A 25,596-nucleotide genomic window follows, 5' to 3' on the forward strand; every position below is an offset into this window, starting at 1 on the left:
AACAAGTCGGGCCGACAGTCAGGTCAATGTCCGCCGCAGCCCTTACAGGGCATTTTGCGGCGGCATACATTAGCAGGGTTTGCCGGGTTAGCGGCTACTCACGTGCTGCTCCAGGAGGATCCGATTGGAGAGAGAGACTAGCTCACCCTCATCGGTCAGCAATGTGGTTTTAACCGTGCCGATCTCTTCGATCTGGCCTTCGACCTCGCCAACACGCACTTGTTGCCCAACCTGATACAACTCACGCACATAGATTCCCGCAAGAATCTGACCGGCAATTTCCCGGCTCCCCAAGCCCATGGCCAACGCAACCGCCAGACCAACGGTAATCAAAACGATCACGATCACATGGTTGAGCAGGTCGGTTTTGACCTCCAACTGACTGATCGCAACCGACAAACTGATGATAATCACCAGGCCCTGGGCAATTCGCCCCAGCCCCGAAGCGTAATCCAGCCCTACGCCCTCTGCCGCACCGCGCACCAGCCCATTGGCCAGTTGCGCCAGCAAAACGCCTACCAGCAGCACCAGCGCGGCACCAAATACTTTCGGCAAATACAACGCAAGCATATCCAGCGTAGCTGAAACTCGCTCAAGCCCAAGGGATTCTGCTGCCGACACGAGGAAAATCAGCAAAACGAACCAATAGACAATCTTGCCGATCAAGGTCGAAATCGGCACCTGAAGGCCGGCCCGGGACAGCAATTTGGTCAGGCCGGTACCGCCCATCAGGCGATCGAGGCCCAGTTTGGCGAGCAATTTGGACAACAAGGTGTCCAGCAGCTTGGCTACGACAAAACCCAACAGTAGGACAACCAAGGCACCGAACAGGTTCGGAATGAAATTCGCCACCTTGGTCCACAACGCAGTCATTGCCGTGACGAGGCTCTGAGTCCAGAGATCAAGTTCCATATTCAATCAGCCTTATCAGCAGTGCGAACGGTAGGTTTACGGTGACGGGAAACCGGCGCAACGTGAGCCGATCCATTGTTCAAGGCAATCATCAGCGCGGGCAACCAGCGGCCCAGCAGGCTGAACAGATCGCCGGCGCCGACCTGACGGTTGGCGGTTTTCAGTACACGGCCAAGGCACGCATCGTCGTCCCGAGTGGACGGAGATGCCTTGAGCATGTCACGCAAAGACTGTTCAAACGGATCGTGCATACGCACCTCTCGTGATGTCAGTGAAAGACGCGATCAAATTTGCCCGGGTCACATGGCTCATCTGTCACACCCAGCGCAAACGTCGGAATAACCACCACTGACCGAGCGCCACCGAGACCATCATCAGGCACGCAATCAGGAAACCATACGGGCTGGCAGAGAACGGAATGCCGCCGACATTGATACCCAAAAGCCCGGTCAGAAAACTCATCGGCAAAAAGATCCCGGTGATGATCCCGAAGCGGTACATCGTGCGGTTCATGCGCACGCTCAAACGCCGGTCTTCTGCCTCCAGGACCAGCCCCACCCGCTCCCGGGTCAATTCCAGCTCCTCGAGATAGCGGGTCAGGCTGTTGTTCAATTCGTTCCAGTAATCGCCATCGTCATCGACAAACCACGGCAGTTTTATCCGCGTCAGTTGCCCGAAAATATCCCGCTGCGGCGCCAGGAAACGTTTCAGCCCGGCCGCCCTGCGACGGATCTGCAAAATGGCGCCATGCTCGGGTGTGTACCGTTCGTCGGCATCCAGTTTTTCTTCTTCCTCATCGACCACTTCCGAGAGGCAAGTGACCAGATCCTGCACCTTGTTGGTGAGGTACTGAGCCATATAAAGGATGAGCTCGGAGGCGGTTTTCGGCCCCTTGCCTTCCGCCAACTGCACCAACAACTCGTCGGTGGCACGCAACGGACGCAAACGCAGAGAAATCACTCGCTGGGCCGACGCGAAGATGCGCACCGAGACCATGTCTTCCGGCTCCGCGCCGGGATTCATATTTATCCCGCGTAAAAATAACAGCAGTTCGCTGTCCGAAAGCTGTAGAAGACGCGGACGGGTGTTCTCTTCGAGCAAAAGATCACAGCTGAATTCACTCAGACCACTGGATTTACGCAGCCAGGTCTGGGTTTGCGGGTGACTGCGATCCCAGTGCAGCCACAGGCTTTCATGGGCCTGTAGCTGCAAGTCATCGAGTTCAGTCCGGGCTATCGAACGCGCACTGCCTTTACCATCCAGCACCAGGGCATGCACCAGCCCCCACTGCGCGTTTTCTTCCTCGAACATCCTCACCCCTTGGTTGAAGCGCTTTATTCAGGCATTTTCAGCGGGCTTGGCGAGATGATCACGCCGTTGTTATCCGCATAGATGTAGTGACCGGGGTGGAACGTCACGCCGGCGAAAGTCACTGGAACGTTCAGGTCGCCGAGCCCGCGCCGGTCGGACTTCCTCGGGTGGCTGGCGAGGGCCTGCACGCCCAGATCGGTCTGCGCAAGGATATCGACGTCGCGAATGCAACCGTAGATCACCAGCCCCGCCCAACCGTTCTTCGAGGCCTTCTCGGCCAGCATGTCACCCAGCAAGGCATGACGCAGGGAACCGCCACCGTCGACCACCAGCACCTTGCCGTCACCCTGGAGTTCGACCTGCTCCTTGACCCGCGAGTTGTCCTCGAAACACTTGATGGTCACGATCTCGCCACCGAAGGAATCGCGGCCGCCGAAATTGCTGAACATCGGTTCCAGCACTTGCACCAGCTCCGGGTAGGCATCGCACAGGTCAGGCGTAACGTAATGGTTCATCGAGAAACTCCTGTAAAGAGGAAGACAATCGAGGATGTCGCAAAGTGACCGGAAAAGCTCAATGCGTCATATCTTAGCCGCATGCCGACCGGAGCGAAATGCCCTTGTTAGAGCATCGCGCTCAGACGGCCGTGGCCAAATCCGGCTTTTCGCCCAGCAACGGCGTTTGCTGATCGGCCAACCAGCGAGCCACCAATGGCCAGACTTCGACCTGAGCGGCTTTGCTGATCAACATTTCAACGTGACCGAAATTGTCGGCAAAGCCCTGCTCGCGCCCCAGATTGATGAACTGCTTGTGCTCACTGCCGATCTGATCGAACAGTTTTTGGCAGGCCCATGCCGGGTCTTGATGATCCCCGACAGCGCTCACCGCCAATACCGGCAGCTCAACTTCGGCCAAACCGGCCCACCAGTCCTTGTCCGCGTCGCCAAAGCGCCCGAACAGGCCATACCAGCGCATGCTTTCCAGGGCCAGGCCAATCGGCTCGTCCTCCGGGCCGCGCTTGAGCCGTGAACCGGACAACTGGGCAAAACGCTTGAGAATAAAGCGCCCGCTCCACTCCACCGGGGGAATCTTCAGCGGCCAGTAGGTGCGGCTGACCTGCGTCCCGAAAAACGCCGCCGAGGCCACGACCGGCTCGCCGATGTACTGACCACCCAGCGCGGCGGCCAGGGTAATGCCCCCCAGCGAGTGACCGATCCAGTGCGGGACCTGGCCACTTTGCTCGCGCACAAACGCGCCGATGGCCGGCAGATCGTAACGGGCGTAGTCGGCGACGCGGTTCTTGCGGTAGTTCTGGTTGCGCTGGGACAAACCGTGACCGCGCATTTCCGGAATCCAGACATCGAACCCCAGACGCGTCAGGTAGGCACCCAGGCCCAGGCCTTTGGGGGAAAACCAGAACCGTCGATTGGAAAAGCTACCGTGAAGCAAAATGACCGGCACGCCGCGCGCGCCCGAGCCATCGGCCATGCCCAGGCGTGTTACTGCCAGCTCGACGGTGCCGTCAGGGCTGTTGCCGGGTTTCAATCGATACACATCTTCGCTCAGATCGCCGCGCCGTTCGGCGCTGATCAGGGCGACAGGAAATAGGTTGCTGCTGCTTTGCATAATGCTCTTGCACAAAAAAGGGCGGCATCCGGAGGCGCTCGCCCTACTTCAATCTCAAAAAACGGCTACCCCCTGTAGGAGCACAGCTTGCTGGCGACGGCAATTTTGAAGACGCCATCGCGGGCAAGCCTTGCTCCTACAGTGAGCGGTCCGTTCACACACCATCAGGCCGAAGCTTGGCCCTCAGCCAGGAAGAACCAGGTTTCCAGTACGGAATCGGGGTTCAGCGAAACGCTTTCGATGCCCTGCTCCATCAGCCATTTGGCCAGGTCCGGGTGGTCCGAAGGCCCCTGACCGCAGATACCGATGTACTTGCCCGCCTTGTTGCATGCCTGGATCGCGTTGGCCAACAGTTTCTTGACCGCCGGATTACGCTCATCGAACAAGTGCGCAATGATCCCGGAGTCACGGTCCAGACCCAGGGTCAGTTGGGTCAGGTCGTTGGAACCGATGGAGAAGCCATCGAAGAACTCAAGGAACTCTTCAGCGAGGATCGCGTTGGACGGCAGTTCGCACATCATGATGATGCGCAGACCGTTCTCGCCACGGGCCAGGCCATTTTCGGCCAGCAGGTCGATCACCTGGCTCGCTTCGCCGAGGGTACGGACGAACGGCACCATGATTTCAACGTTGGTCAGGCCCATCTCGTTACGCACACGCTTGAGCGCGCGGCATTCGAGTTCAAAGCAGTCACGGAACGCTTCGCTGATGTAACGCGACGCGCCACGGAAGCCCAGCATCGGGTTTTCTTCTTCCGGCTCGTAGAGCTTGCCACCGATCAGGTTCGCGTATTCGTTGGACTTGAAGTCCGACAAACGCACGATGACCTTTTTCGGGGTGAACGCAGCGGCCAGGGTGCTGATGCCTTCGACCAGTTTGTCGACATAGAAGCCAACCGGATCGTCGTAACCGGCGATGCGCTTGTCGACGCTGTCCTTGATCTCTTGCGGCAGACCGTCGTAGTTCAGCAGTGCTTTAGGGTGCACGCCGATCATGCGGTTGATGATGAATTCCAGACGGGCCAGGCCTACACCGGCGTTCGGCAGTTGCGCGAAGTCGAAGGCACGGTCCGGGTTGCCGACGTTCATCATGATCTTGAACGGCAGATCAGGCATGGCATCCACGGAGTTTTTCTTGATGTCGAAGCCCAGTTCGCCTTCGAAGATGTAACCGGTGTCGCCTTCAGCGCAGGAAACCGTCACGCCCTGGCCGTCTTTCAACAGCTGGGTGGCGTTGCCGCAACCGACCACGGCCGGGATGCCCAGTTCGCGGGCGATGATCGCCGCGTGGCAGGTACGGCCGCCACGGTTGGTGACGATGGCGCTGGCGCGCTTCATGACCGGCTCCCAGTCCGGGTCGGTCATGTCGGAAACCAGAACGTCGCCTGGCTGGACTTTGTCCATTTCGGACACGTCCTTGATGATACGGACCTTGCCGGCGCCGATGCGCTGGCCGATGGCGCGACCTTCAACCAGCACGGTGCCGGTTTCTTTCAACAGGTAACGCTCCATGACGTTGGCCTGGGTGCGGCTTTTCACGGTTTCAGGACGGGCCTGAACGATGTAGAGCTTGCCGTCGTCGCCGTCCTTGGCCCATTCGATGTCCATCGGGCACTTGTAGTGCTTTTCGATGATCATCGCTTGCTTGGCCAGTTCGCTGACTTCAGCGTCGGTCAGGCAGAAACGTGCACGGTCAGCCTTGTCCACGTCGATGGTCTTGACCGACTTGCCGGCCGTGGCCACTTCGCCGTAGATCATCTTGATGGCTTTGCTGCCCAGGTTACGGCGCAGGATCGCCGGGCGACCGGCCTCAAGCGTTTGTTTGTGGACGTAGAATTCGTCCGGGTTCACCGCGCCTTGTACGACGGTTTCGCCCAGGCCGTAGGCGCCGGTGATGAACACCACGTCACGGAAACCCGATTCGGTATCCAGGGTGAACATCACGCCGGCAGTGCCGGTTTCGGAGCGGACCATGCGCTGCACGCCGGCCGACAGGGCGACCAGCTTGTGGTCGAAGCCCTGGTGGACGCGATAGGAAATGGCGCGGTCGTTGAAGAGGGAGGCGAACACCTCTTTGGCGGCGCGAATGACGTTTTCGACGCCACGGATGTTCAGGAAGGTTTCCTGCTGACCGGCGAAGGAGGCGTCCGGCAGGTCTTCAGCGGTAGCGGAAGAGCGCACGGCCACGGCCATGTCAGGGTTGCCGGCCGACAGCGTGGCGAACGCGGTGCGGATCTCGGCGTTGAGCTTCTCGGGGAATTCGGCTTCCATGATCCATTTGCGGATCTGGGCGCCGGTCTTGGCCAGGGCGTTGACATCATCGACGTCCAGGGCGTCGAGGGCGGCGTGGATCTGATCGTTCAGGCCGCTCAGTTCCAGAAAATCACGATAAGCCTGAGCTGTCGTGGCGAAGCCACCGGGCACCGATACACCGGCACCTGCAAGGTTACTGATCATCTCGCCCAGGGATGCGTTCTTGCCCCCTACGTGCTCTACATCATGGACGCCGAGCTTATCGAGGGAAACTACGTACTCTACCAAGGTGATCTCTCCACTAACTGTGTTGGAAAAGCTCAGAAGCCGGCGGCTCGGGGGAGCGTTTGCCGACTGTATGGCCTGGACCTGGAAAATAAGTGAGAATGCGGGCCACTGGCGGCCAGCAAATCGCGCCTATCATATCCAGAAATCTTCACTAGCTTAAGGCCCAAGGTGCAAATGAAACGATCTGCTTTCTTTATCTCCGATGGCACGGGTATTACCGCCGAGACCCTCGGTCAGAGCCTTCTGGCGCAGTTCGAAAACATTACCTTCAGCAAATTCACGCGACCGTACATCGACAACGTCGATAAAGCGCGGGCCATGGTACAACAAATCAACAAGGCCGCCGAAACCGACGGCTTTCGGCCGATCATCTTCGACACCATCGTCAATCAGGACATTCGTGAGATTCTCGCGACGTCCAATGGTTTCATGATCGATATTTTCTCGACCTTCCTGGCACCGCTTGAACAGGAACTGACCGAGCATTCTTCCTACACCGTCGGCAAGTCCCACTCCATCGGCACCAACTCCAATTACATGGAGCGGATCGAGGCGGTGAACTTTGCCCTCGACAACGACGACGGTGCCCGCACGCATTATTACGACAAGGCCGACCTGATCCTAGTAGGCGTGTCGCGGTGTGGTAAGACGCCGACGTGCCTGTACATGGCGATGCAATTCGGCATCCGCGCCGCCAACTACCCGCTGACCGAGGACGACATGGAGCGCCTGACCCTGCCAGCCGCCCTGCGCGCCCACCAGCACAAGCTGTTCGGCCTGACCATCGACCCCGATCGCCTCACCGCGATCCGCAACGAACGCAAGCCCAACAGCCGCTATTCGAGCTATGCCCAGTGCGAGTTCGAAGTGCGCGAAGTGGAGAACCTGTTCCGCCGCGAGAACATTCCGCACATCAATTCCACGCATTTTTCCGTGGAAGAGATTTCGGCGAAGATTCTGGTGGAGAAAGGGGTGGAGCGGCGGTTCAAGTAGTTCTTTAGCGTTTGCGAGGACGCCTTCGCGGGCAAGCCTCGCTCCTACGGGTTTGGGGTCGTTCGCGGCATGCGGGATCGACATACCCCTGTAGGAGCGAGCTTGCTCGCGATGAACGATCACACGGTGTCAGCTAATGCCGACGCCAACGCCCCAAACCCGTCCAGCAACAACCGATCATTCCCCGCCGGATTACACACACTCGCCCGAACAAACTGCGGTACAGCCCCATGCCCCACGGCAAACGCCTCAGCCGTCGCCACCAGATAATTATTCTGCTTGAGCTCCGCCGCAATCTGCGACGCCCGCCACGGCTCGGGTACTTCGATCCAGAAGTGTGGGCTATTGGGATGGGTCTTGTAACTGACCTCTTTTAACACTTCGATGACCAACTGTTTGCGCCGGCTGATTTCGGTTATCTGCTGCCCCAACAACTGCTCGGCAACCCCGTTTTCGATCCAGGCAGTCGCCACTTCCATCGACAGCGGACTGGCCATCCAGCAAGTCCCCCGCACTGCGGCACTCAAGCGTCCGATCAACGGTTGCGGCGCATGCAGATAACCCACCCGTAATCCGGCCGAAACCGCTTTGCTCAAGCTACCAATCAACACCGAACGCTCCGGGGCAAAGTAACTCAGCGGTAACGGACGCTGCTGCGCCAGCACCGCGTGGGCCTCATCTTCGATGATCAGCAAATTGTGCCGACGGCAGACCTCGGCGATTGCTTCACGCCGTGGGACCGACATGACTGCCGCCGTAGGATTCTGGATCGTCGGCGTGCAGTACAACGCCGACACTCGATGATTCAGGCAAATGTCCGACAGCGCCTCGGGCAAAAGTCCTTCGTCGTCCATCCCGAGCCCTATCAGCTTTATCCCCAGCATGCGGGCGACGCTGATCAATCCGGGGTAGGTCAGATGCTCGGTCACCAACGTATCGCCAGGCTTGAGCAGCGCCATCAACACGCAGAGCAAACCGTGCTGGCCGCCATTCACACAAACGATCTGTTCGGCATCCGGGACAAACGCCTTGTGCCGTAACCAGTGGGCACCCGCCGCCCTATAGCGGGCCAGTCCGGCATCGGCGGTGTAGCCGCTGACCTGTTGCAGGGCCTGCGGATCATTGACCAACGCTTGCAGGCTGGCGCCCAACAAGACGGATTCCTGCCCCGGAATCGGTTGATTGCGACTCATATCAAAGTAAATCCGGGGCTCATCGCTGACATTGCGAAAGCCGCCGTCCCGCGAACGTTCCATCCCGTGCTGACGCACATAAGTGCCATCTCCTACACGGGCCACCACCAACCCGATCCGCTCCAGCTCGCCATAGGCGCGGCTGATGGTGCCAATGGTCACGCCCAGGCTGTCGGCCAACAAACGATGGGGCGGCAGTTTGCTGCCTGGCTCGATCAAGCCTTCGCCGATGCTTTTTTCCAGGGCCTCGGCCAAGCGCTTGTACTTGACGCCGCGCCCTAGCGCCAAGCCTTCGCGCAGGATTGACACCGTGGCAATACTTACTTTGACAGTCATTTACATCCCGAATAGCGTGCTGAAAACAGGTTCAATCAGGGATAGACCTATTCAGTAGTCAGGTCAATTCCGATGACAGAAAAGGAGCTCGATCATGTCCATCGCCCTCAGCGCGCCTTCCAGCATTCGAAAACCGTGGTTGGCCGGGCTGATCACCAGCACGTTGTTTCTGATTGTCTGCCTGAGTTGGGGCACCACGTGGCTGGGGATCAAGATTGCCGTGGAAAGCGTGCCCCCCCTGACCGCTGCCGGCCTGCGCTTTCTGATCGCCTTTCCGCTGTTTCTGAGCTTTGCCCTGCTGCGTCGCGAGCCGCTGCTGTTTCCACGGCAGAGCCGCTGGTTTTTCGTGTTCGTCACGCTGTCGTATTTCAGCCTGCCGTACTACTTGCTCAACTACGGCGAGATGCACGTTTCGTCTGGTCTGACGGCGCTGCTGTTCAGTTGCATGCCGGTGTTCATCCTGATTTTTTCCGCGATATTTCTGCGGGAAAAAATCTACCCCTCGCAAGTGCTCGGCATCGCCATCGGCTTTGGCAGTTTGTTCATGATCATCCGCAGTCAGGGGCTGCACCTGGACCACGCCGAGTTCTTCGGCGTGCTGGCGATTCTGGCCGCAGCGGTGATGCATGCGCTGTGTTACGTGATCACCAAGAAACAAGGCAGTGCCATCAGCGTGATCACCTACAACACCCTGCCCATCGGGCTGGCCGGGTTGATGCTGTTTGTGGCGGGACTGGGTTTTGAAGCGCCGGTGTTCGATGCCATCACCATGCGCTCATGGGGTGCCCTGCTCTACCTGGGGCTGGTGGCATCTGTGGGTGGGTTTATCGTTTATTTTTTGCTGCTGAAACGACTCAGCCCGATCATTTTGTCGTTTGTGTTCATTATTTTTCCGGTGTTCGCGGTGGTGATTGGCGCGTGGTACGAGGGGCAGAGTGTTTCGCAGGAGTTGATGGTGTATTCGGCGGTACTGCTGACGGGGTTTGCCATTACCAAATTGCCCGTCGAGAAATGGCTTAAACGCTGAACACATCCCCCCGTAGGAGCTGCCGAAGGCTGCGATCTTTTGATCTTAAAAATCAAAATCAAAAGATCGCAGCCTTCGGCAGCTCCTACGGGGAATGGCGTCAGATCACGAACAAGTCGACGAAGCGGTTCACCGGTGTGGCCTCCAGCGCAGCCTGATCCTTACACAACGCAAAAATCTCGGCGCTACGCTGGCCGGTGAAGCGCGTTGCCAGGTTGGCCTTGAACTTATCCTCCAGCAATGGAATGCCATCGGCACGGCGACGGCGATGGCCAATCGGGTACTCGACCACCACGTTCTCGGTGCTGGAGCCGTCCTTGAAAAACACCTGGATCGCGTTGGCGATGGAGCGCTTATCCGCTTCCAGGTATTCCCGGGTGAAACGCGGGTCTTCGACGATGTGCATTTTTTCGCGCAACACATCGATGATAGGGTGCGCGGCATGGAAATCGTCTTCGTATTGCTCGGCCACCAGATTGCCGAACGCCAGCGGCACAGCGGTCATGTACTGAATGCAGTGGTCGCGGTCGGCGGCATTGGCCAGCGGACCGACCTTGGAAATGATGCGGATCGCCGACTCGTGGGTGGTGATGACGATCCTGTCGATTTCATGCAGGCGATTGCGCACTTGCGGGTGCAGCGTGACGGCCGCTTCGCACGCGGTTTGCGCATGAAACTCGGCGGGAAAACTGATCTTGAACAGCACGTTTTCCATCACGTAACTGCCGTACTGACGGGAGAAGCTGAACACGCGTTTGTCTTCGGGTTTAAGCGCCAAGTCGTTATTGGTGTGGCTGAACAGCACGTCATAAAAGCCCCACTGCTTGGCCGTCAGCACGCCGGGAATGCCCATCTCGCCACGCAGCGCGATGTCCGCCAGCCGCACGCCACGGCTGGACGCATCACCCGCCGCCCAGGATTTGCGCGAACCGGCGTTCGGTGCATGACGATAAGTGCGCAGCGCTTGACCATCAGCAAACGCATGGGACAACGCCGACAGCAACTGCTCGCGGTTGGCGCCCATGAGTTTGGCGGTGACGGCGGTGGAGGCGACTTTCACCAGCAACACGTGATCAAGGCCTACACGGTTGAAGGAGTTTTCCAGTGCGATGACGCCCTGAATCTCGTGGGCCATGATCATCGCTTCGAGCACGGCGCGAATCGTCAGCGGCGCGTCACCATTGGCCAGGCGCTTCTGCGAAAGGTGATCGGCCACCGCGAGAATCCCGCCGAGGTTATCGGACGGATGACCCCATTCGGCAGCGAGCCAGGTGTCGTTGTAGTCGAGCCAGCGGACGATGCAGCCGATGTCCCACGCGGCTTTTACCGGGTCGAGACGGTAGCTGGTGCCAGGCACGCGGGCGCCGAACGGGACGATGGTACCCTCGACGATCGGGCCCAGGTGTTTGGTGCATTCGGGAAAGCGCAGGGCCAGCAGGCCGCAGCCGAGGGTGTCCATCAGGCAGTTGCGGGCGGTGTCGAGGGCTTCTTGGGATTCGATCTTGAAGGTGAGGACGTAATCGGCAATGTCCTGCAGGACCGTGTCGTAGTCGGGGCGGTTGTTCAGGTCAACGTTGGCGCTCATGTTCGATTCACTCTTGAAGTGGTTCGTTAATGGGACCTCGGTTCAGGACTAATCATTCTTATTCTTGAAATGCGATCCCCGTAGGAGCTGCCGAAGGCTGCGATCTTTTGATCTTGATCTTATAAAGCAAAATCAAAAGATCGCAGCCTTCGGCAGCTCCTACGGGGGGTGTTCGTTAGAAGGAATCACCCGGAACGCGGACGAAGCCTTCCATCAATACCCGCGCACTGCGGCTCATGATGGCTTTTTTCACGGTCCATTCACCGTTCACCTGACTCGCTTCGGCACCCACACGCAAGGTGCCGGACGGGTGCCCAAAACGCACGGCGTTGCGTTCAATCCCGCCCGCCGCCAGGTTCACCAGCGTCCCGGAAATCGCCGCCGCCGTGCCAATCGCCACTGCCGCCGTACCCATCATCGCGTGGTGCAATTTTCCCATGGACAACGCCCGCACCAGCAGGTCGACATCACCCGCCGCAATCGCTTTGCCGCTGGATGATACGTAGGCCGCAGGCTTGGCCACGAACGCCACTTTCGGCGTGTGCTGACGCTTGGCCGCTTCGTCCAGGTCCTTGATCAGGCCCATGCGCAACGCACCGTAGGCACGGATGGTTTCGAACATCGCCAGGGCTTTCGGGTCGCTGTTGATCGCGCCTTGCAACTCGGTGCCGGTGTAACCGATGTCTTCGGCGTTGATAAAAATCGTCGGAATGCCGGCATTGATCATGGTCGCCTTGAAGGTCCCGACGCCGGGCACTTCCAGATCATCCACCAGGTTGCCGGTGGGGAACATCGAACCACCGCCGCCCTCTTCTTCCGCCGCCGGGTCCATGAATTCGACTTGCACTTCGGCCGCCGGAAAGGTCACGCCGTCGAGTTCGAAATCACCGGTTTCCTGCACTTCACCGTTGGTGATCGGCACGTGGGCGATGATGGTCTTGCCGATGTTGGCCTGCCAGACGCGAACCACCGCCACACCGTTATGCGGAATGCGGCTGGCGTCCACCAACCCGTTGCTGATGGCGAACGAGCCGACCGCTGCCGAAAGGTTGCCGCAGTTACCGCTCCAGTCCACGAACGGCTTGTCGATGGAGACCTGGCCGAACAGGTAATCGACATCGTGATCAGCCTTGATGCTTTTCGACAGGATCACGGTTTTGCTGGTGCTGGACGTCGCGCCGCCCATGCCGTCGATTTGCTTGTCGTAGGGGTCGGGGCTGCCAATGACGCGCAGCAACAACGCATCGCGGGACGGGCCGGGAATCTGTGCCGCTTCGGGCAGGTCTTGCAGGCTGAAGAACACGCCTTTACTGGTGCCGCCGCGCATGTAGGTGGCGGGGATTTTGATTTGAGGTGCGTGAGACATGTCATTCCTCTATTGGCCGACAGGGGAGTTGAATCCCCTGTGGCTCTGCATTTTTAAACGGCGACGGCCGATTCAAGGAAGTCCTGAGCGAAACGTTGCAACACGCCACCGGCCTCGTAAATCGACACTTCTTCGGCGGTGTCGAGACGGCAGGTCACGGGCACTTCGACGCGCTCGCCGTTGAGGCGATTGATCACCAGCGTCAGTTGCGCACGCGGGGTGCGGTCGCCGATCACGTCGTAGGTTTCGCTGCCGTCGATGGCCAACGTATGGCGATCGGTGCCCGGCAAAAACTCCAGCGGCAACACGCCCATGCCCACCAGGTTGGTGCGGTGGATGCGCTCGAAACCTTCGGCGGCAATCGCTTCCACACCGGCCAGACGCACGCCCTTCGCCGCCCAGTCCCGGGACGAGCCCTGGCCGTAGTCGGCGCCGGCAATGATGATCAGCGGCTGCTTGCGCTCCATGTAGGTTTCGATGGCTTCCCACATGCGCATGACCTGGCCTTCCGGCTCGACGCGAGCCAGCGAACCCTGCTTGACCTTGCCGTTTTCCCGGACCATTTCGTTGAACAGTTTCGGGTTGGCGAAAGTTGCACGCTGCGCGGTGAGATGGTCGCCCCTGTGAGTTGCGTAGGAGTTGAAGTCCTCTTCCGGCAAGCCCATTTTCGCCAGGTATTCGCCGGCGGCGCTGTCGAGCATGATCGCGTTCGACGGCGACAGGTGATCGGTGGTGATGTTGTCCGGTAGCACCGCCAGCGGGCGCATGCCCTTGAGCGGACGGGCGCCGGCCAGCGCGCCTTCCCAGTACGGCGGGCGGCGGATGTAGGTGCTCATCTCGCGCCAGTCGTACAGCGGCGTGACTTTCGGGCCGGTGTCTTCGTGGATGGCGAACATCGGGATGTAGACCTGACGGAACTGCTCCGGCTTCACCGAGGCTTTCACCACGGCGTCGATTTCTTCGTCGCTCGGCCAGATGTCTTTCAGGCGGATTTCCTGGCCATCGACCACGCCCAGCACGTCTTTTTCGATGTCGAAACGGATGGTCCCGGCGATGGCGTAAGCGACCACCAGCGGTGGCGATGCGAGGAACGCTTGCTTGGCGTACGGGTGAATCCGCCCGTCAAAGTTGCGGTTGCCGGACAGCACGGCGGTGGCGTACAGATCTCGGTCGATGATCTCTTGCTGGATCACCGGGTCGAGTGCGCCGGACATGCCGTTGCAAGTCGTGCAAGCGAACGCGACGATGCCGAAACCGAGTTGCTCCAACTCATTGGTCAGGCCCGCTTCGTCGAGGTACAGCGCCACGGTTTTCGAACCCGGCGCCAGGGACGACTTGACCCACGGTTTGCGGGTCAGCCCAAGCTTGTTGGCATTGCGCGCCAGCAGGCCGGCGGCGATGACGTTGCGCGGGTTGCTGGTGTTGGTGCAACTGGTGATGGCGGCGATGATCACCGCACCGTCCGGCATCTGGCCCGGCACGTCGTCCCACTGACCGGAGATGCCTTGGGCAGCCAGATCTGACGTCGCGACCCGAGCGTGCGGGTTGCTCGGGCCGGCCATGTTGCGCACCACCGAGGACAGGTTGAAGGTCAAGCCGCGCTCGTATTGCGCGTTCTTAAGGCTGTCAGCCCAGAGGCCGGTGGTCTTGGCGTAGTTCTCGACCAACTGCACCTGCTCGTCTTCACGACCGGTGAGTTTCAGGTAGTCGATGGTCTGCTGGTCGATGTAGAACATCGCCGCCGTGGCACCGTATTCCGGGGCCATGTTGGAAATGGTGGCGCGGTCGCCGAGGGTCAGCGCGGAGGCACCTTCACCGAAGAATTCCAGCCAGGCGCCAACGACTTTCTGTTTGCGCAGGAACTCGGTCAGCGCCAGCACCATGTCGGTGGCGGTGATGCCCGATTGCAGTTTGCCGGTCAGCTCTACGCCAACGCTTTCTGGCAGGCGCATCCACGACGCACGGCCGAGCATCACGCTCTCGGCTTCCAGGCCGCCAACGCCGATGGCGATCACGCCCAGGGCATCGACGTGCGGGGTGTGGCTGTCGGTGCCGACGCAGGTGTCCGGGAACGCCACGCCGTCACGCACCTGGATCACCGGGGACATTTTCTCCAGGTTGATCTGGTGCATGATCCCGTTGCCCGGCGGAATCACGTCGACGTTTTTGAAGGCTTTTTTGGTCCAGTTGATGAAGTGAAAACGGTCTTCGTTGCGACGGTCTTCGATGGCGCGGTTCTTCTCGAACGCTTCCGGATCGAAGCCACCGCGCTCGACGGCCAGGGAGTGATCGACGATCAATTGCGTCGGCACCACCGGGTTCACTTGCGCCGGGTCGCCACCTTGCAGGGCAATGGCGTCGCGCAGGCCGGCGAGGTCGACCAAAGCGGTCTGGCCGAGGATGTCATGGCATACAACTCGCGCCGGGAACCACGGGAAGTCGAGGTCGCGCTTGCGTTCGATGAACTGCTTCAGGGAATCGGTGAGCGTGGCCGGGTCGCAGCGGCGCACCAGGTTTTCCGCCAGTACGCGGGAGGTGTACGGCAGGGTGTCGTAGGCGCCAGGTTGAATGGCTTCGACAGCCGCGCGGACGTCGAAATAATCCAGATGGCTGCCGGGCAGCGGTTTGCGGAATTCAGTGTTCATCAGGTCGGGACTCGGTCACGGTAGTTACAAAGGGTGGGGCCAGGCATCGCTCCGATCCCGTGTAGGAGCTGCCGCAGGCTGCGATCTTTTGATCTTCGGCGATTTTTTGAATCGCCAGAGAATCAAGATCAAAAGATCGCAGCCTGCGGCAGCTCCTACAGGGGGCTCGATTTCAGTTCTGGCCCTCCCCGGTCAGCGTTGTTCGATTGGCACGAACTTGCGCTGTTCGACGCCGATGTACTCGGCGCTCGGGCGGATGATGCGGTTGTTGGCACGTTGTTCGAACACATGCGCCGCCCAGCCGGTCAGGCGCGAGCAGACGAAAATCGGCGTGAACAACTTGGTCGGAATGCCCATGAAGTGGTACGTCGACGCATGGTAGAAGTCGGCGTTCGGGAACAGTTTTTTCTGTTCCCACATGGTCTTGTCGATGGCTTCGGACACCGGGAACAGCACGGTGTCGCCCACTTCATCCGCGAGTTTTTTCGACCAGCCCTTGATCACCTCGTTGCGCGGATCGTTGTCCTTATAGATCGCGTGACCGAAGCCCATGATCTTGTCCTTGCGCTCGAGCATGCCGAGGGTGCCTTTGATCGCCTCTTCCGGCGACTTGAAGCGCTCGATCATTTCCATCGCCGCTTCGTTGGCGCCGCCGTGCAGCGGGCCGCGCAGGGAGCCGATGGCCGCTGTGATGCAGGAGAACATGTCCGACAGGGTCGAAGCACAAACCCGGGCGGTGAAGGTCGAGGCGTTGAACTCGTGTTCCGCGTAGAGGATCAGCGATACGTTCATCACTTTGACGTGCAGCTCGCTCGGCTTCTTGTCGTGCAGCAGGTGCAGGAAGTGGCCACCGATGGACGCCTCGTCGGTCACGCAATTGATGCGTTTGCCGTCGTGGCTGAAGCGATACCAGTAGCACATGATCGCCGGGAACGCGGCCAGCAGACGGTCGGTGACGTCATGCTGGGCGCTGAAGTCTTTCTCCGGCTCGATGTTGCCCAGGAACGAGCAACCGGTGCGCATCACGTCCATCGGGTGGGCGTCGGCGGGGATGCGTTCCAGCACTTCTTTCAGCGCTTGCGGCAGGTCGCGCAGCTTGCTCAGTTTGCCGACGTAAGCGGCGAGTTGCGCCTGGGTCGGCAGTTCGCCGTACAGCAACAGGTAGGCGACTTCCTCGAATTGCGCGTCAGCCGCCAGTTCGCGAACGTCGTAGCCACGGTAGGTCAGGCCGGCGCCCGACTGGCCCACGGTGGACAGTGCGGTTTGCCCGGCCACCTGGCCACGGAGCCCGGCACCACTGAGTACTTTTGCTTCGGCCATTGCTGTCTCCAATCTTGAAATTTTTAGGGAATCGGCAAATTGTGATTCATCAGGTTATTCGGGTGATGCCGAAAAGATCGCAGCCTCGTTTCACTCGACAGCTCCTACATTGACCTCGTTCGGCAACAACCTGTAGGAGCTGTCGAGCGGAGCGAGGCTGCGATCTCTTGATCTTCATTTCTTCGCGGCGAACAACGCATCGAGCTTCTGCTCGAAGGTGTGGTAGTCGATGCGATCGTAAAGCTCCATGCGGGTTTGCATGGTGTCGATCACGTTCTGTTGCGTGCCGTCGCGGCGGATGGCGGTGTAGACGTTTTCCGCCGCCTTGTTCATCGCGCGGAACGCCGACAATGGGTATAGCACCAGCGACACGTCGGCCGCGGCGAGTTGCTCGGTGGTGTACAGCGGCGTCGCGCCGAATTCGGTGATGTTGGCCAGGATCGGCGCTTTCACGCGGCTGGCGAACAGCTTGTACATGTCCAGTTCGGTGATGGCTTCCGGGAAGATCATGTCGGCGCCAGCCTCGATGCACGCCGCAGCACGATCCAGGGCCGATTCCAGACCTTCGACGGCCAACGCATCGGTGCGCGCCATGATCACGAAGCTGTCATCGGTGCGGGCATCGACGGCGGCTTTGATGCGGTCGACCATTTCCTGCAGCGAGACGATCTCTTTATTAGGACGGTGACCGCAGCGCTTGGCGCCAACCTGGTCTTCGATGTGAATCGCCGCTGCGCCGAACTTGATCATCGACTTGACGGTACGTGCCACGTTGAACGCCGAGGAACCGAAACCGGTGTCCACGTCCACCAGCAGCGGCAGGTCGCAGACGTCGGTGATGCGGCGCACGTCGGTCAGCACGTCGTCCAGGCCGGTGATGCCCAGGTCTGGCACACCGAGGGAGCCGGCAGCCACCCCGCCACCCGACAGGTAAATCGCCTTGAAACCGGCGCGTTTGGCCAGCAGCGCGTGGTTGGCGTTGATCGCGCCGACCACTTGCAGCGGATGTTCGCTGGCGACCGCATCGCGGAAACGCTGGCCTGGAGTGCTCTTGTTGAAACTCATGACTCACCTCGTTCAGTGGCTGTCTTATTAGCGCCGTCCTGGTAGTGACGGGCGATATTGCGTTTGGAGGCGCCGATGTGGCGGCGCATCAACAACTCGGCCAGTTCACCGTCACGGTCGGCGATGGCGTCGAGAATCCGGTGGTGCTCGGCGAAAGCCTGGCGCGGGCGATTGGGGGTGGTGGAAAACTGGATGCGGTACATGCGCACCAGTTGATAGAGCTCGCCGCACAGCATTTGCGTCAGGGTGCGGTTGCCGCTGCCCTGGATGATTCGATAGTGGAAGTCGAAATCGCCTTCCTGCTGGTAGTAGCCAACACCGGCCTGGAACGCCGCGTCCCGCTCGTGGGTTTCGAGGACACGGCGCAGTTCGTCGATTTCTTCGACGGTCATGCGCTCGGCGGCCAGACGACAGGCCATGCCTTCGAGGGATTCGCGGATTTCGTAGAGTTCGAGCAGCTCGGCATGGCTCAGCGACACCACCCGCGCGCCGACGTGCGGCACGCGCACCAGCAGGCGCTGGCCTTCGAGGCGATGGATCGCTTCGCGCAACGGCCCACGGCTGATGCCATAAGTGCGCGCCAGCTCCGGCTCGGAGATCTTGCTGCCCGGGGCGATCTCGCCCTTGACGATGGCCGCCTGGATGCGTCGGAAAACGTTCTCGGAGAGTGTTTCCGAATCGTCCTGCGCAATGACCGGGGGATCGAGTTGATCCAGCATATTGTCGACACCTTGAAAGCTAATGCGGCAAAAACTAGCGAATACAGGCCTAACAGTCAAAGGATAAATAGGTATTGTCGACAATCGTCTAATAACCGCCCGCACCATAACGAAGCAGCACAGCGGTTTATAGCCTCCTGCCAGCGCTGGCGCCATAAAACCACCGTGCTAGAATGCCGGCCGCATTTGCTTGTCATCTGCATCTGCACGGCTTGTCATAAATAGCTGATAGGCATACGAGGGAGCTTGCGCAGCGATGCCAGGGCCTTGAATCGAAGTACGGACCGCTGCGCACCAGGATTTATGAGACTCAAGCCCTTCCCCACATTCCTTTATCTTCTTTGCCTGCCCGGTTTCGCCGCGGCGGGGGAAAAGACTGTGTACGGCCTCAATGAGTACGCTTCACTGGACGGTATTGACCTGGAAGTCGCCGCCAAACTCGACACCGGGGCCAAAACTGCTTCTTTAAGTGCACGGGACATCAAGCGCTTCAAACGCAATGGCGAATCCTGGGTGCGTTTTTACCTGGCCATCGACGCCGCGCATTCCCACCCGATCGAACGACCGCTGGCCCGGGTCAGCAAAATCAAGCGCCGGGCCGGTGACTACGACCCGGAAGAAGGCAAGAAATACACGGCCCGCCCGGTGATTGAGCTGGATATCTGCATGGGCTCGGCGTTACGCAGCATCGAAGTGAACCTGACCGACCGCAGCGCCTTCCAATACCCGCTACTGATCGGCTCCGAAGCGCTCAAACGCTTCGATGCGCTGGTCGACCCCAGTCTTAAATACGCTGCTGGCAAACCCGCCTGCGCCAACGCCGCTCATACCGCAGAGTAATTCCAATGCGCTCTCTTAACCTCCACCTGAAAATCCTGATCGCCATTCTGGTGGTGCTGGGCATTTCAGTTACGGCCTATCAGATTTTCGTGCTCGGGATTCCCGTGACCGAAGACGCCACGGACGACTTGTGGAACATCGACGCCAAGGTCGAGTTCGTCGCCAGTGCCAAGGACCCGGTCAAGATCCAGATGTTCGTGCCGCCCCTGAGCCGCGACTTTGTAAGCCTGAACGAAAGTTTTATCTCCAATAACTACGGCGTGGCGGTGAACCGGATCGATGGCAACCGCAAGGTCACCTGGTCGGCACGCCGGGCCAAAGGTAACCAGACCCTTTATTACCGTCTGGTGCTGACCAAGCGTTACTCCGGTGAAAAATCCAAGGTCAAAGGCCCGACCTTCCGCGACAGCATCGCCGTCGAAGGCGCGGAAAAAGTCGCGGCCGAAGCCCTGCTTGCACCGATCCGCCAGCACTCGGCCGACGTCGAAACCTTCATTGGCGAAGCGATCAAACGCGTCAACAACCTCAACGACGACAATGTGAAGTTGTTGCTGGGCGGCGATCCGTCCACCGCGAACAAAGCCCGGATCGTCGAACTGGTGCTGTCCATCGCCCACGTACCGGTGGAAAAAGTCCACACCATTCGCCTGGTCGCCGACCAGCCGCAAATCCCTGAACTGTGGCTGCGCAGCTTCAATGGCACCGACTGGCTGTACTTCAACCCGGAAACTGGTGAACAGGGCCTGCCCACCGACCGCCTGCTGTGGTGGACCGGCGATGAAAACCTGATCACCGTCGATGGCGGCAAGAAAGCCAACGTGACGTTCAGCCTGAACAACAGTGAAATGAACGCCATTCGCCTGGCCAAGCTGACCGACGAAAACACCGACGCCAACTTCCTCGAATACTCGCTGTACGGTCTGCCGCTGCAAACCCAGCAGACGTTCATGATCATGGTGATGATCCCGATTGGCGTGCTGGTGATCCTGATCCTGCGCAACCTGATCGGCCTGCAAACCCTCGGCACCTTTACCCCGGTGCTGATCGCCCTGGCGTTCCGCGAGACGCAACTGGGCTTCGGGATTGTGCTGTTCACCATCATCACCGCGCTGGGGCTGTCGCTGCGTTCCTACCTTGAGCATTTGAAGCTGCAAATGCTGCCGAGGCTGTCGGTGGTGCTGACCTTTGTGGTGGTACTGATCGCAGCGATCAGCCTGTTCAGCCATAAACTCGGCCTGGAGCGCGGGTTGTCGGTGGCGCTGTTCCCGATGGTGATCCTGACCATGACCATCGAACGCCTGTCGATCACCTGGGAAGAGCGCGGTGCCGGGCATGCCCTGAAAGTGGCCATCGGCACGCTGTTCGCCGCATCTTTGGCGCATCTGATCATGAGCGTGCCGGAACTGGTCTACTTCGTGTTCACCTTCCCGGCGATCCTGTTGATCCTGGTGGGTTTCATGCTGGCCATGGGTCGCTATCGCGGCTATCGCCTGACCGAGCTGATCCGCTTCAAAGCGTTCCTCAAGGCTGACTCGTAATGTTCGGTTTCTGGAAGACCTGGAAGGCCCTGGAAGCCCGGGGCATCATGGGGATCAATCGGCGCAACGCGGACTACGTGCTCAAGTACAACAAGCGCAGCCTGTACCCGATTGTCGATGACAAGATCATCACCAAGGAACGTGCGATCGCCGCCGGCATCAACGTGCCGGAGCTGTACGGGATCATTTCCACCGAGAAAGAAATCGACAACCTCGACCAGATCATCGGCGGGCGCAGCGACTTCGTGATCAAACCAGCCCAGGGCGCCGGCGGTGACGGGATTATTGTGGTGGCCGACCGGTTCGAGGGCCGCTATCGCACGGTGTCCGGCAAAATCATCAGCCATGAGGAAATCGAGCACCATGTCTCCAGCATCCTCACCGGCCTGTATTCCCTGGGCGGTCACCGCGACCGGGCGCTGATCGAATACCGCGTGACCCCGGACCAGATCTTCAAAAGCATCAGCTACGAAGGCGTGCCGGACATCCGCATCATCGTGCTGATGGGTTACCCGGTGATGGCCATGCTGCGCCTGCCGACCCGTCAGTCGGGCGGCAAAGCCAACCTGCACCAGGGCGCCATCGGCGTCGGCGTGGATTTGGCCACCGGCCTAACCCTGCGCGGTACCTGGTTGAACAACATCATCACCAAACACCCGGACACCACCAACGCGGTGGATGGCGTGCAACTGCCCTACTGGGACGGTTTCATGAAACTCGCCGCCGGTTGCTATGAACTGTGCGGCCTAGGCTACATCGGCGTGGACATGGTCCTCGACCAGGAGAAAGGCCCGCTGATTCTGGAGCTCAATGCCCGGCCGGGGTTGAACATCCAGATTGCCAACGATTGCGGGCTGACATTGCGCACCCATGCGGTCGAGGCGCGGCTGGAAGAGCTGAAGGCTCGCGGGATTACCGAGACGCCGCAGGAACGGGTGGCGTTTGTTCAGGAAATGTTTGGGCATATTCCGCCGGTTGAGGGTTGATTCGGGACCGAGTCGCGCCCCTTGTAGGAGCAAGGCTTGCCCGCGAAGACGGTTTCATGAGCGCGGCACTGCTCAACCCTGCCGCGAATCTACCCAACACCGACATCCCCTCTAGGAGCAATTCCTGCAGAGGACTACAATCGCCACCCCGCCTCGATGGCTGACCTGCCCCGCCCATGTTGACCTGTTCCGTACACCCGCTGCCCTATCGCGCCAACCCCGCCGAGTACTTCGCGGCGATTCGTCATGCCCCCGGTGCCGTGCTGCTCGACAGTGGCCGGCCAACCGCTGATCGCGGACGCTTTGATGTGCTCAGCGCCTGGCCGCTGGAGCAACTGGCCGTGCGCTCGGATGAAAGTGGTGCGGACTTCCTGCAACGCCTGCGGAACAATCTGACACAGCTGGGCAAAGCATCCGTCCCGGACGACTTGCCCTTCGCCGGCGGCTTGATCGGCTACCTGAGCTACGATTTCGGCCGTCATCTGGAACACCTGCCGAGCCAGGCCCAGGACGACCTGCACTTGCCGGATGCGCGTTTCGGTTTGTATGCCTGGGCGTTGATCAGCGATCACCAACGGCTGACCAGTCAGTTGGTGTTCCACCCGACACTGCCCGACAGTGAGCGCCAGCGTTTGACCGCGCTGCTCAGTCAGCCGACCGCTGAGCCGGGCGAGCCGTTCAAGCTAAAGACACCGATGAACGCCGACCTCAGCGCCGATCAATATCGCCAGGCCCTCGAACGTATCCATCAGTACATCCAGTCCGGCGACTGCTATCAGGTCAACTTCGCCCAGCGCTTCCGTGCGCAATGCGAGGGTGATCCGTGGGCCGCCTATTGCGCGTTGCGGGCCGCCTGCCCGACGCCGTTTTCCGGGTTCCAGAGCCTGCCCGAGGGCGGCGCGGTGTTAAGCCTGTCGCCGGAGCGTTTCGTTAAAGTCAGCGAACGCCAGGTGGAAACCCGCCCGATCAAAGGCACCCGCCCCCGTGGCCTGACCCCGGTCGAAGATACGGCGAACGCCGCCGAACTCTTGGCCAGCCCCAAGGACCGCGCGGAAAACCTGATGATCGTCGACCTGCTGCGCAATGACCTCGGTCGCACCTGTCGCATCGGCTCGGTGCGGGTGCCGGAGCTGTTCAGCCTGGAAAGCTATCCGAACGTGCACCACTTGGTGAGCAGTGTCACCGGGGAGTTGGCTGACACCAAGGATGCCCTGGACCTGATCGCCGGCAGCTTCCCCGGCGGCTCGATTACCGGTGCGCCGAAGATCCGGGCGATGCAGATCATTGATGAACTGGAACCGACCCGACGCGGGTTGTACTGCGGTTCGTTGTTGTACCTGGACGTGCGCGGCGAGATGGACAGTTCCATCGCCATTCGCAGTCTGCTGGTCAAGGATGGGCAGGTGTGTTGCTGGGGCGGTGGCGGGATTGTCGCCGACTCAGAGTGGCAGGCCGAATATCAGGAATCGATTACCAAGGTGAAGGTGCTGCTCGAGACCCTGCAAAACCTGTAACCAACCTCGCCCCGGCAGGCGCCGTAGGACCCGTAGGAGCTGTCGAGTGAAACGAGGCTGCGATCTTTTGATCTTGTTCTTTAAAGCAAAATCAAGATCAAAAGATCGCAGCCTCGTTTCACTCGACAGCTCCTACGGGGGATTGGGTTTACAAGGTCAAAGCGCGGTTGGAAGCCTTGATAAATTCCTGCTTCAACTCCGCAAAGGTGTGCACCGCCGGGAATTGCGGGAACTCGCGAATCACATTGTCCGGTGCATGGAACAGAATCCCGGCATCGGCCTCGCCCAGCATCGTCGTGTCGTTGTAGGAATCCCCCGCCGCAATCACTCGGTAGTAAAGGCTTTTGAAGGCCAAAACCGACTGACGCTTGGGATCTTTCTGACGCAACTGATAGCTGGTCACCCGCCCGGCATCGTCGGTAATCAGGCGATGGCAAAGCAAGGTCGGGAAGCCCAGTTGACGCATCAGTGGTTGGGAGAACTCGTAGAAGGTGTCCGACAGAATCACCACCTGGAAGCGCTCGCGCAGCCAGTCGACGAACTCGATGGCGCCGTCCAGCGGCTGCAGCGTGGCGATCACTTCCTGGATGTCCGAGAGCTTCAGGCCATGCTCATCAAGGATGCGCAGGCGCTGCTTCATCAGCACGTCGTAGTCGGGAATGTCCCGGGTGGTGGCCCTGAGGGACTCGATCCCGGTTTTTTCGGCAAACGCGATCCAGATTTCCGGGACCAGCACACCTTCAAGATCCAGACAGGCAATTTCCACAAGACACTCCCATTTGTATTGATTATTGAGTCGAGCGAGCAAAAAGATTGCCGAACTCTAGCGACTCGGGCCTGCGGGCGCAACGCAGAGGGCGCGCCAGGGGCTGTGGGATTTTGTTACCATCGACGCCATATAGAGCGCCCAGCGCCACCGACCTGTAGGAAGCCGCCCTGATGAGCCCAACGTTCGACGTCGTGGAACTCGCCACGACCTATGCCAACAAATCCGCCCAGGACATCCTGAAACTCGCGTTTGCCGAGTTTGGCGATGACCTGTGGATATCTTTCAGCGGCGCCGAGGATGTGGTGCTGGTGGACATGGCCTGGAAGCTGAACAAGAACGTCAAGGTGTTCAGCCTCGACACCGGCCGCTTGCACCCCGAGACCTACCGCTTCATCGATCAAGTGCGCGAGCACTACAAGATCGACATCGAACTGGTGTCGCCGGACTACACGAAACTGGAACCGTTCGTGAAGGAAAAAGGCCTGTTCAGTTTCTACAAGGACGGCCATGGCGAATGCTGCGGCATCCGCAAGATCGAACCGCTGCGGCGCAAGTTGTCCGGCGTCACGGCTTGGGCCACCGGCCAGCGCCGTGACCAGAGCCCCGGCACTCGCAGCGCCGTCGCCGTGCTGGAAATCGACACCGCGTTCTCCACGCCCGAGCGCACCCTGTACAAGTTCAACCCGCTGGCACAAATGACCAGCGAAGAGATCTGGGGTTACATCCGCATGCTTGAGCTGCCATATAACAGCCTGCATGAACGGGGTTTCATCAGTATCGGCTGCGAGCCGTGCACCCGCCCGGTGTTGCCGAACCAGCATGAGCGTGAAGGTCGCTGGTGGTGGGAAGAAGCCACGCAGAAAGAATGCGGGCTGCATGCAGGGAATATCATCAGCAAGTCCAAGGCTTAAAAGATCGCAGCCTGCGGCAGCGCCTACAGAGACACACCAATCCCCCTGTAGGAGCTGGCGAAGCCTGCGATCTTTTGACTTTAAAAATGTGTACACACAAATGTCACCATAAGTGCCATTCATGTGTGCAATTTTCAATTCTTCGCCCCAAAAAGTTACATCCTCCTTTCCTGACTTCCCCAGTCGACGTTTCCTACAGATACCGCTGAAAAATAAATACCTGTTCGATCGGTCAATTTATATAACCTTAATTTCAGTAACTTACCGTCTATCAATAACAAAACGAAATTAGTAAGTAGCTTGCTAGATTCTTAGCTGGCATAGATCTGGCTTAAGTGCACTTATGTTTTGTATACAATCACAATCAAAACATACACACACTTTCGATCCGCAAGCCTGA

The 25,596-nt window shown here is 59.5% G+C and carries 21 protein-coding genes; 7 read left to right on the top strand and 14 right to left on the bottom strand.

Going from position 1 to position 25,596, the window contains the following annotated elements; all coding sequences use genetic code 11:
- Window positions 1-87: 87 nt before the first annotated feature.
- The 6 genes from V5E99_RS23270 to ppsA all read right to left on the bottom strand — a co-directional run bounded on the left by V5E99_RS23270 (window position 88) and on the right by ppsA (window position 6,389).
- Window positions 88-912: a mechanosensitive ion channel family protein gene (locus tag V5E99_RS23270; protein ID WP_054054005.1), complete on the bottom strand. Its 825-nt coding sequence runs from the start codon at window positions 910-912 to the stop codon at window positions 88-90.
- 2 nt (window positions 913-914) lie between these two features.
- Complete coding sequence (locus V5E99_RS23275) at window positions 915-1,163, bottom strand: hypothetical protein (RefSeq protein WP_008146303.1); 249 nt, start codon at window positions 1,161-1,163, stop codon at window positions 915-917.
- A gap of 64 nt (window positions 1,164-1,227) precedes the next feature.
- On the bottom strand, window positions 1,228-2,223 hold the full coding sequence (gene cmaX / locus V5E99_RS23280; RefSeq protein WP_499804588.1) for a divalent cation transporter CmaX: 996 nt from the start codon (window positions 2,221-2,223) through the stop codon (window positions 1,228-1,230).
- Window positions 2,224-2,246: 23 nt separating this feature from the next.
- Window positions 2,247-2,738: a ribonuclease E activity regulator RraA gene (rraA, locus tag V5E99_RS23285; RefSeq protein ID WP_499804589.1), complete on the bottom strand. Its 492-nt coding sequence runs from the start codon at window positions 2,736-2,738 to the stop codon at window positions 2,247-2,249.
- Between the two features lie 121 nt (window positions 2,739-2,859).
- Window positions 2,860-3,849, bottom strand: a complete 990-nt coding sequence (locus tag V5E99_RS23290; protein ID WP_499804590.1) for an alpha/beta fold hydrolase — start codon at window positions 3,847-3,849, stop codon at window positions 2,860-2,862.
- 164 nt (window positions 3,850-4,013) lie between these two features.
- Complete coding sequence (ppsA, locus tag V5E99_RS23295) at window positions 4,014-6,389, bottom strand: phosphoenolpyruvate synthase (RefSeq protein ID WP_499804591.1); 2,376 nt, start codon at window positions 6,387-6,389, stop codon at window positions 4,014-4,016.
- Between the two features lie 174 nt (window positions 6,390-6,563).
- On the opposite strand from ppsA, the gene ppsR reads away from it, so the two are divergent.
- Complete coding sequence (gene ppsR, locus V5E99_RS23300; protein ID WP_290025270.1) at window positions 6,564-7,382, top strand: posphoenolpyruvate synthetase regulatory kinase/phosphorylase PpsR; 819 nt, start codon at window positions 6,564-6,566, stop codon at window positions 7,380-7,382.
- A gap of 119 nt (window positions 7,383-7,501) precedes the next feature.
- Here the strand turns inward: ppsR and V5E99_RS23305 are convergent, their stop codons facing one another.
- Window positions 7,502-8,911: an aminotransferase-like domain-containing protein gene (locus V5E99_RS23305; protein WP_499804592.1), complete on the bottom strand. Its 1,410-nt coding sequence runs from the start codon at window positions 8,909-8,911 to the stop codon at window positions 7,502-7,504.
- Window positions 8,912-9,005: 94 nt separating this feature from the next.
- Between V5E99_RS23305 and V5E99_RS23310 the strand changes: the two genes are divergently transcribed.
- Window positions 9,006-9,938 (top strand): DMT family transporter, encoded by a 933-nt coding sequence (locus V5E99_RS23310; RefSeq protein WP_499804593.1) that lies wholly within the window; start codon window positions 9,006-9,008, stop codon window positions 9,936-9,938.
- Window positions 9,939-10,038: 100 nt separating this feature from the next.
- Here the strand turns inward: V5E99_RS23310 and prpD are convergent, their stop codons facing one another.
- The 6 genes from prpD to V5E99_RS23340 form a co-directional block, all read right to left on the bottom strand.
- The gene (gene prpD / locus V5E99_RS23315; RefSeq protein ID WP_499804594.1) at window positions 10,039-11,523 is read right to left on the bottom strand and encodes a 2-methylcitrate dehydratase; all 1,485 of its coding nucleotides are present in this window, start codon (window positions 11,521-11,523) and stop codon (window positions 10,039-10,041) included.
- A 175-nt stretch (window positions 11,524-11,698) separates the two neighbouring features.
- Window positions 11,699-12,889, bottom strand: coding sequence for a 2-methylaconitate cis-trans isomerase PrpF (prpF, locus tag V5E99_RS23320; protein ID WP_499804595.1), 1,191 nt, complete (start codon window positions 12,887-12,889; stop codon window positions 11,699-11,701).
- A 53-nt stretch (window positions 12,890-12,942) separates the two neighbouring features.
- A complete protein-coding gene (acnD, locus tag V5E99_RS23325) occupies window positions 12,943-15,534 on the bottom strand; it encodes a Fe/S-dependent 2-methylisocitrate dehydratase AcnD (RefSeq protein ID WP_499804596.1) in 2,592 nt (863 codons plus the stop codon).
- A 192-nt stretch (window positions 15,535-15,726) separates the two neighbouring features.
- On the bottom strand, window positions 15,727-16,854 hold the full coding sequence (gene prpC / locus V5E99_RS23330; protein WP_499804597.1) for a bifunctional 2-methylcitrate synthase/citrate synthase: 1,128 nt from the start codon (window positions 16,852-16,854) through the stop codon (window positions 15,727-15,729).
- Window positions 16,855-17,028: 174 nt separating this feature from the next.
- Window positions 17,029-17,919, bottom strand: a complete 891-nt coding sequence (gene prpB / locus V5E99_RS23335; protein ID WP_499804598.1) for a methylisocitrate lyase — start codon at window positions 17,917-17,919, stop codon at window positions 17,029-17,031.
- Entirely contained in the window at window positions 17,916-18,638 is a 723-nt protein-coding gene (locus V5E99_RS23340; RefSeq protein ID WP_499804599.1) for a GntR family transcriptional regulator, read from the bottom strand. The genes prpB and V5E99_RS23340 overlap by 4 nt, the downstream gene beginning before the upstream one ends.
- 303 nt (window positions 18,639-18,941) lie before the next feature.
- On the opposite strand from V5E99_RS23340, the gene rloA reads away from it, so the two are divergent.
- From rloA to pabB, 4 genes are all read left to right on the top strand, one after another.
- On the top strand, window positions 18,942-19,478 hold the full coding sequence (gene rloA, locus V5E99_RS23345; protein WP_499804600.1) for a retropepsin-like aspartic peptidase RloA: 537 nt from the start codon (window positions 18,942-18,944) through the stop codon (window positions 19,476-19,478).
- A 5-nt stretch (window positions 19,479-19,483) separates the two neighbouring features.
- Window positions 19,484-21,016 (top strand): osmotic stress tolerance membrane protein RloB, encoded by a 1,533-nt coding sequence (gene rloB, locus V5E99_RS23350; protein ID WP_499804601.1) that lies wholly within the window; start codon window positions 19,484-19,486, stop codon window positions 21,014-21,016.
- Complete coding sequence (locus V5E99_RS23355) at window positions 21,016-22,002, top strand: alpha-L-glutamate ligase-like protein (RefSeq protein ID WP_499804602.1); 987 nt, start codon at window positions 21,016-21,018, stop codon at window positions 22,000-22,002. The genes rloB and V5E99_RS23355 overlap by 1 nt, the downstream gene beginning before the upstream one ends.
- A gap of 176 nt (window positions 22,003-22,178) precedes the next feature.
- Window positions 22,179-23,516, top strand: coding sequence for an aminodeoxychorismate synthase component I (pabB, locus tag V5E99_RS23360; protein ID WP_499804603.1), 1,338 nt, complete (start codon window positions 22,179-22,181; stop codon window positions 23,514-23,516).
- Between the two features lie 148 nt (window positions 23,517-23,664).
- Here pabB and thrH read toward each other — a convergent pair whose 3' ends face one another.
- Entirely contained in the window at window positions 23,665-24,282 is a 618-nt protein-coding gene (gene thrH, locus V5E99_RS23365; protein ID WP_499804604.1) for a bifunctional phosphoserine phosphatase/homoserine phosphotransferase ThrH, read from the bottom strand.
- A 173-nt stretch (window positions 24,283-24,455) separates the two neighbouring features.
- On the opposite strand from thrH, the gene V5E99_RS23370 reads away from it, so the two are divergent.
- A complete protein-coding gene (locus V5E99_RS23370) occupies window positions 24,456-25,196 on the top strand; it encodes a phosphoadenylyl-sulfate reductase (protein WP_008027340.1) in 741 nt (246 codons plus the stop codon).
- Window positions 25,197-25,596: the final 400 nt, after the last annotated feature.

Source organism: Janthinobacterium sp. LPB2021202312-11-4 (assembly GCF_037049705.1).
Classification (GTDB): domain Bacteria; phylum Pseudomonadota; class Gammaproteobacteria; order Pseudomonadales; family Pseudomonadaceae; genus Aquipseudomonas.